A 5,310-nucleotide genomic window follows, 5' to 3' on the forward strand; every position below is an offset into this window, starting at 1 on the left:
CGGTCGCATAGATGAAGAAGTCATAATATTCGAGAGCCGACCCGATCCAGCCGCTCGCAGCGGCCTTCCTTGACTGGCTCACCTGATGGATTCCGGTCATCCTGGGAGTCCTCCAAATTGGTTTTTTCTGACATCCCTTGGCGGGCTTCTTGGAGAAATTGGGCAGCCCTCTCCGCGCGCTGTGTGGACTTCTCCGCCAGCGTTTGTCACTGCCGATACGTACTTGAGTGATGCGATAATAGGCTGTCACCGCACTAACACAATTACCCTGTTATGCGATAAACCTAACATGATGTTATGCGCGTCCGGAGCGGGCGCACGTTGCATCACTCCGGCGGATTGAAGGTCCGCACGAAATACACCGGCTTGCTGTTCTTCTTCAGGCGATAGAGCTGCGCCGGACGGTTCGGGCCGCGCCGCATTTTCGCCACCGGCTCGATCATGTCGGCCGACAGGATCCGGGTGCGGAAGGCGCTCTTCTCCAAGGGACGGTCAAGCACGATCTCGTAGACCCGCTGCAAATCGGGCAGCGTGAATTCCGCGGGCATCAGGTAAGCGGGCAGCGAGGTGTATTCCACCTTGTTGCGCAGGCGCTGGATCGCGCTGGCCAGGATGTCGCCGTGATCGAAGGCAAGCTTCTCCTTGAGCCTGCCGCCTTGAATCGGAAACCAGCGCGCATCTGGCGTGAGCGCGCCCGCCTCTTCCGGAATCAGCGCGAAATAGGCGTGCGTTGCCGACCAGCCGCGCGGATCGCGCGAGGCGCTCCCCCAGCTTCCGAGCTGCTCCAGATAAGGAGCGGTGACTCCGGTCTTCTCCTTCAACTTGCGCGCTGCACAGGCCGCGAGATCGCGGTCCTTCACAACGTCGACGAAGCCGCCTGGGAGTGCCAGAGCCTGCGGAAAGGGCTCGCCCTCACCGGCCGGACGCCGCACCAGCAACACCTGGAGCTGGTCGTCGCGAATCGAGAAGATCACGACGTCGACCGTGGTCAGCGGCCGCGGGAAGTCCAGATCTCCTGATTTTTCAAAGTCTTCGGCCCGATTCTCGCCCGCCACCGGCAGCCTCCTTCGTTGGGCCTTGACAGTAGCATAGTTAGTTGTACAGTCCAACTTACTTAGTTGCTCAGACCAACTTATAATCAGCCATTTGGAGACAGCCATGTTCGGCATAAGGTTTATCAAGGCCCAGCCCACCACCTATCTGATGAAGTACCGCGCCGGTGCCGTTGTCGCCGAGGGCACCGGCCTCTCGGCGTTCTACTATGCGCCGGTGACCACGCTCGTCGCCGTGCCGGTCGGCAGCCGCGACGCCTCCTTCATCTTTCAGCAGATCGCGCGCGACTTTCAGACCCTGACCGTGCAGGGCCACATCACCTATCGCGTCAGCGAGCCGAAGAAGGCGGCCTCGATGCTCAACTTCACCCTGAAGCCCGACGGCAAGACCTATGAGAGCGACGATCCGGAGAAGCTGCCGGAGCGCATTCTCGGCACGGTCGAGGTGCTGGCGCAGCAGGCGATCAAGGAGCTGACGCTGAAGGAGGCGCTGCAGGCCTCCGACCGCATCGCCGAGATCATCGCCGGCGGCTTGCGCGGACGCGCCGACATCGAGGCCCTCGGCCTCGAAATCCTCGGCGTCTCGATCCGCGGCATCAAGCCGACGCCTGATACGGCGAAGGCGCTGGAGGCGCAGGCGCGCGAAGCGATTTTGAAGAACGCCGACGAAGCGATCTTCGCCCGGCGCAATTTCGCCGTCGAGCAGGAGCGCGCCATTCGCGAGAGCGAGCTCGACACCGAGATCGCGGTGGAGCAGAAGAAGCGCTCGATCCGCGAAACCCAGATGGATGCCGAGGCGAGCGTTGCCGCCAAGCGCAACGAGCTGCGCGAGGCCGGCATGGCCGCGGACATCGTGCTGGAAGGCAAGCGCAAGGATTTCGTCGGCCTCAACGCCGAAAACACCCGCACGCTGGCAGATGCCGAGGCCTATCGCGTCGGCGCGCTGATGAAGATCTTCGAGGGCGTCGACACCCGCGTGATCCAGGCGCTCGCCGCCGCCGGCATGCAGCCGGGTCAGCTGATCGCGCAGGCCTTTTCCGGCATCGCCGAGAAGGCCGAGAAGATTGGCCAGCTCAACGTCTCGCCCGACCTGCTCAGCCAGCTGATCGAGAAGCCGAAGCCGGAGGCCGCCAATGCCCGCCGCCAATGATCGCAAGATCGTGCTGGTGACGCGCAAGACCAGGCTGGAAGACCTGGTCGCGCGTTACCTGACGGCGGCGCAGGCACGCTTCTATGTCGAGCATCTCGGCGCCGATTTCTCCGACTATGAGAGGGAGCACGACGTCTACCAGGCGCAGCGGCGCGCGACACTTCAGGTGCTCGAGCAATGGGGGCGCTATCAGGTGATCGAGCGCGCTTTCCTGCCGAACTTCATCTTCGCCCCTGACGACATCGTGGTCGCGCTCGGCCAGGATGGCGTCGTCGCCAATACGATGAAATATCTCGACGACCATCCGCTGATCGGGCTCAATCCGGATCCGGCGCGCTACGACGGCATCCTGCTGCCCTTCGCGCCGCGCGACCTCGCAAAGCTGCTGCCTGATGTCGCCGCCGACAAGCGCGACAGCCAGGCCGTGACGATGGCGGAGGCGCGGCTCGGCGACGGCCAGGTGCTGCATGCGGTGAACGACCTCTTCATCGGGGCGCGGACGCATGTCTCCGCGATCTACGAGATCGCCGCCGGCGGGACGACGGAGCGGCAATCCTCGAGCGGGCTGATCGTCTCGACCGGGCTCGGCTCGACCGCGTGGTTCAAGAGCATCGTCACCGGCTCGCTGGCCATCGCCGGCAGCTTCGGCCGGCCGCCGTCGCTGACGGGCTATGAGGCCCTGCCCTGGGACGCCGCCGAGCTGCGCTTTGCCGTGCGCGAGCCTTTCCCGAGCCGGCACTCGGAGACCAATCTGGTCTGCGGCCGGCTCGTATCCGAAGAGCAATTGCGCATCCGCTCGCTGATGGCGGAGAACGGCGTGATCTTCAGCGACGGTGTCGAAGCCGACCGCCTCGATTTCAACGCGGGCGCCGAGGTCACGATCGGCATCGCCAGGAAGCGCGGCCGGCTGATCGTCTGAAGCGGCTAGATTCCGAGCGCGTTCTCGCCCGGCTCGCGGCCGGGCACGCTGACATGGACTTCGTGGCCCTCACGTAGCGCCAGAGATGCAGCGGCGACAGCCGACTCGAATGCGGCTTCCTTCGTGGCGTATCTGCTCTTGACGTCGCCGTCATGCAGCACGCCCCACTCGTCTTGCACCGGTACAACAGCATATTGGGCAAGGCCCATCATCCTCTCCTATCATTGCGCGGCTTGCCTATCGCTGCGTCACTTGCGGATGCGCCGCGGTCACCCGCCACACCGTATTGCCGCTGTCGTCGGCGACCAGCAGCGCGCCGGTCTTGTCCAGCGCGACGCCGACTGGACGCCCGCGCGCCTGGTTGTCGCTGGTGAGGAAGCCGGTGACGACGTCCTGCGCCGGTCCGCTCGGCTTGCCGTCCGTGAACGGCACATAGACAACCTTGTATCCGTTCAGCACCTGCCGGTTCCAGCTGCCGTGCTCGCCGACGAAGGCGCCGCCGCGATACGCTTCCGGCAGGCTGCTGCCGGTGGAGAAGGCGAGCCCGAGTGGCGCGACATGCGAACTCAGCGCGTAATCGGGCACGATCGCCTTTTCCACGAGATCCGGCCGCTGCGGCTTGACGCGGGGATCGACGTGCTGGCCGTAATAGCTGTAGGGCCAGCCATAAAAGGCGCCGTCCTTCACCGAGGTCATGTAGTCAGGCACGAGATCGGGCCCGAGCTCATCGCGCTCGTTCACCACGGTCCACAGCGCGCCGGTCTGCGGCTCGAAGCTGAGACCGTTGGGATTGCGCAGGCCACTGGCAAAGATTCGCCAGCGGCCGCTGGCGCGGTCGACCTCGAGAATGTCGGCGCGATTGTGCTCGGCCTCCATCCCGTTCTCGGTGATGTTGCTGTTGGAGCCGACGCCGACATAGAGCTTTGAGCCGTCCGGGCTTGCGACCAGGCTCTTGGTCCAGTGATGGTCGATCGGGCCGCCCGGCAGCGGCGTCAGCACCGTGCCCGGCGCAGTGATCTTGGTGTCGCTTTCGGCGTAGGGATATTTCATGATGGCGTCGGTGTTGGCGACGTAGAGGTCGTTGCCGACCAGGGCGACGCCGAACGGTGAATTGAGATGGTCGAGGAAGACGCTCTGCGTATCCGGTACGCCGTCGCCATTGGTATCGCGCAGCAGCGTGATGCGATTGCCGGGTCCGGTATCGCCGCCGGAGGTCGCCCAGGACTCGATATAGCCCATCACGATCTCCTTGGGCCGCTTGATCGCGGCGGCCTTCGGCGCCTTGGATTCCACCACCAGCACGTCGCCATTGGGCAGCACGTAGATTGAGCGCGGGTGCTGCAGGCCGGTGGCGACCGCCTTGACCTGCAAGCCCTGCGCAACATCAGGCGTCTCGTCCTTCTTCCAGCCGATGATGCGGGCGATGTGCATCGGCGGCAGCAGATATTGCTGGATGTCGGGCAGAACAGGATTGGCGCCGATCTGCGTCTTGGGATCGCCGCTGCCGTCATTGCAGCCGGCGAGAAGAGCGAGAAGCGAAGCGCACAGCAGCGCGCGCGTTGGCAAAGACATCATCGCGCAACTCCGACACCGTGGCGATACACCATGGCCCAGCCGAGCCAGCCGGTCACAGGCAGGATCAGCACGGTGAGCGCCGAAAGCACCAGCCCCCATGGCCATACCGAGGTCCAGGCGTCACGCGTGTGTATCAGCGCATTGACGATCGCGAGGATCAGAACCACGGCGTTGCCGATCAGATGCGGCCAGGCCGGTGTCTGCGCCCGCACCAGGCGATTGCCGAGGAAATCGGTCAGACCGGCGATCGCAGCCAGCACACCAAAGACGACGCCGACGAGCAGAAGCCAGGCGGAGAAATCCGCCCACATGATCTCGGCAGAGACGAGATAGGCGATGTCGGTCAGCAACGCGCCGATGAAGCACACGATCGGGATCGGCACCAGCATCGGATGAATGGGATGACCCGCGATTTGCGCGGTAGAGCGCACGGGCACGATATCTTGCACGGTAGGTCTCGTATGTCGCCCTGCCCGTGCGCCCAACTCGTGCTTGCGGTGATGGTTCCTATGGCTGCAGCGGAACCAGCAGGGTCGCCTGATACGCCTCGTAGGCGCGCTTCAAGCCGTCGCGAAGCGAGGTCGTCGCGCGCCAGCCGAGCTTCTCGAGCCTGC

6 protein-coding genes are annotated in these 5,310 nt (G+C 64.4%); 2 read left to right on the forward strand and 4 right to left on the reverse strand.

Annotated features, from left to right (window positions below):
- Positions 1-326 precede the first annotated feature (326 nt).
- The gene (locus tag HYH07_RS36095) at positions 327-1,055 is read right to left on the reverse strand and encodes an NrtR DNA-binding winged helix domain-containing protein (RefSeq protein WP_312016717.1); all 729 of its coding nucleotides are present in this window, start codon (positions 1,053-1,055) and stop codon (positions 327-329) included.
- 103 nt (positions 1,056-1,158) lie between these two features.
- Between HYH07_RS36095 and HYH07_RS36100 the strand changes: the two genes are divergently transcribed.
- Both HYH07_RS36100 and HYH07_RS36105 read left to right on the forward strand, forming a co-directional pair.
- Positions 1,159-2,202 (forward strand): SPFH domain-containing protein, encoded by a 1,044-nt coding sequence (locus HYH07_RS36100; RefSeq protein ID WP_220006906.1) that lies wholly within the window; start codon positions 1,159-1,161, stop codon positions 2,200-2,202.
- Positions 2,186-3,121: a sugar kinase gene (locus HYH07_RS36105; RefSeq protein WP_220006907.1), complete on the forward strand. Its 936-nt coding sequence runs from the start codon at positions 2,186-2,188 to the stop codon at positions 3,119-3,121. Before HYH07_RS36100 ends, HYH07_RS36105 begins: the two co-directional genes overlap by 17 nt.
- Positions 3,122-3,126: 5 nt before the next feature.
- Here HYH07_RS36105 and HYH07_RS36110 read toward each other — a convergent pair whose 3' ends face one another.
- From HYH07_RS36110 to HYH07_RS36120, 3 genes are read right to left on the reverse strand one after another with little or no spacing between them, the layout of a single operon-like run.
- Positions 3,127-3,330 (reverse strand): hypothetical protein, encoded by a 204-nt coding sequence (locus HYH07_RS36110; protein WP_220006908.1) that lies wholly within the window; start codon positions 3,328-3,330, stop codon positions 3,127-3,129.
- 28 nt (positions 3,331-3,358) lie between these two features.
- Positions 3,359-4,696 (reverse strand): sorbosone dehydrogenase family protein, encoded by a 1,338-nt coding sequence (locus tag HYH07_RS36115; RefSeq protein WP_220006909.1) that lies wholly within the window; start codon positions 4,694-4,696, stop codon positions 3,359-3,361.
- Entirely contained in the window at positions 4,693-5,145 is a 453-nt protein-coding gene (locus HYH07_RS36120) for a DUF2231 domain-containing protein (protein WP_220006910.1), read from the reverse strand. Before HYH07_RS36120 ends, HYH07_RS36115 begins: the two co-directional genes overlap by 4 nt.
- Positions 5,146-5,310: the final 165 nt, after the last annotated feature.

It is taken from the genome of Bradyrhizobium sp. BR 10261, assembly GCF_019455395.1.
In the GTDB taxonomy this organism is placed as follows: Bacteria; Pseudomonadota; Alphaproteobacteria; order Rhizobiales; family Xanthobacteraceae; genus Bradyrhizobium; species Bradyrhizobium manausense.

Bases quoted from the DNA above. Each gene is read 5' to 3' on its own strand.
- HYH07_RS36100 (WP_220006906.1), top strand. From the start codon at position 1,159: ATGTTCGGCATAAGGTTTATCAAGGCCCAGCCCACCACCTATCTGATG.
- HYH07_RS36105 (WP_220006907.1), top strand. From the start codon at position 2,186: ATGCCCGCCGCCAATGATCGCAAGATCGTGCTGGTGACGCGCAAGACC.
- HYH07_RS36110 (WP_220006908.1), bottom strand. From the start codon at position 3,330: ATGGGCCTTGCCCAATATGCTGTTGTACCGGTGCAAGACGAGTGGGGC.
- HYH07_RS36115 (WP_220006909.1), bottom strand. From the start codon at position 4,696: ATGATGTCTTTGCCAACGCGCGCGCTGCTGTGCGCTTCGCTTCTCGCT.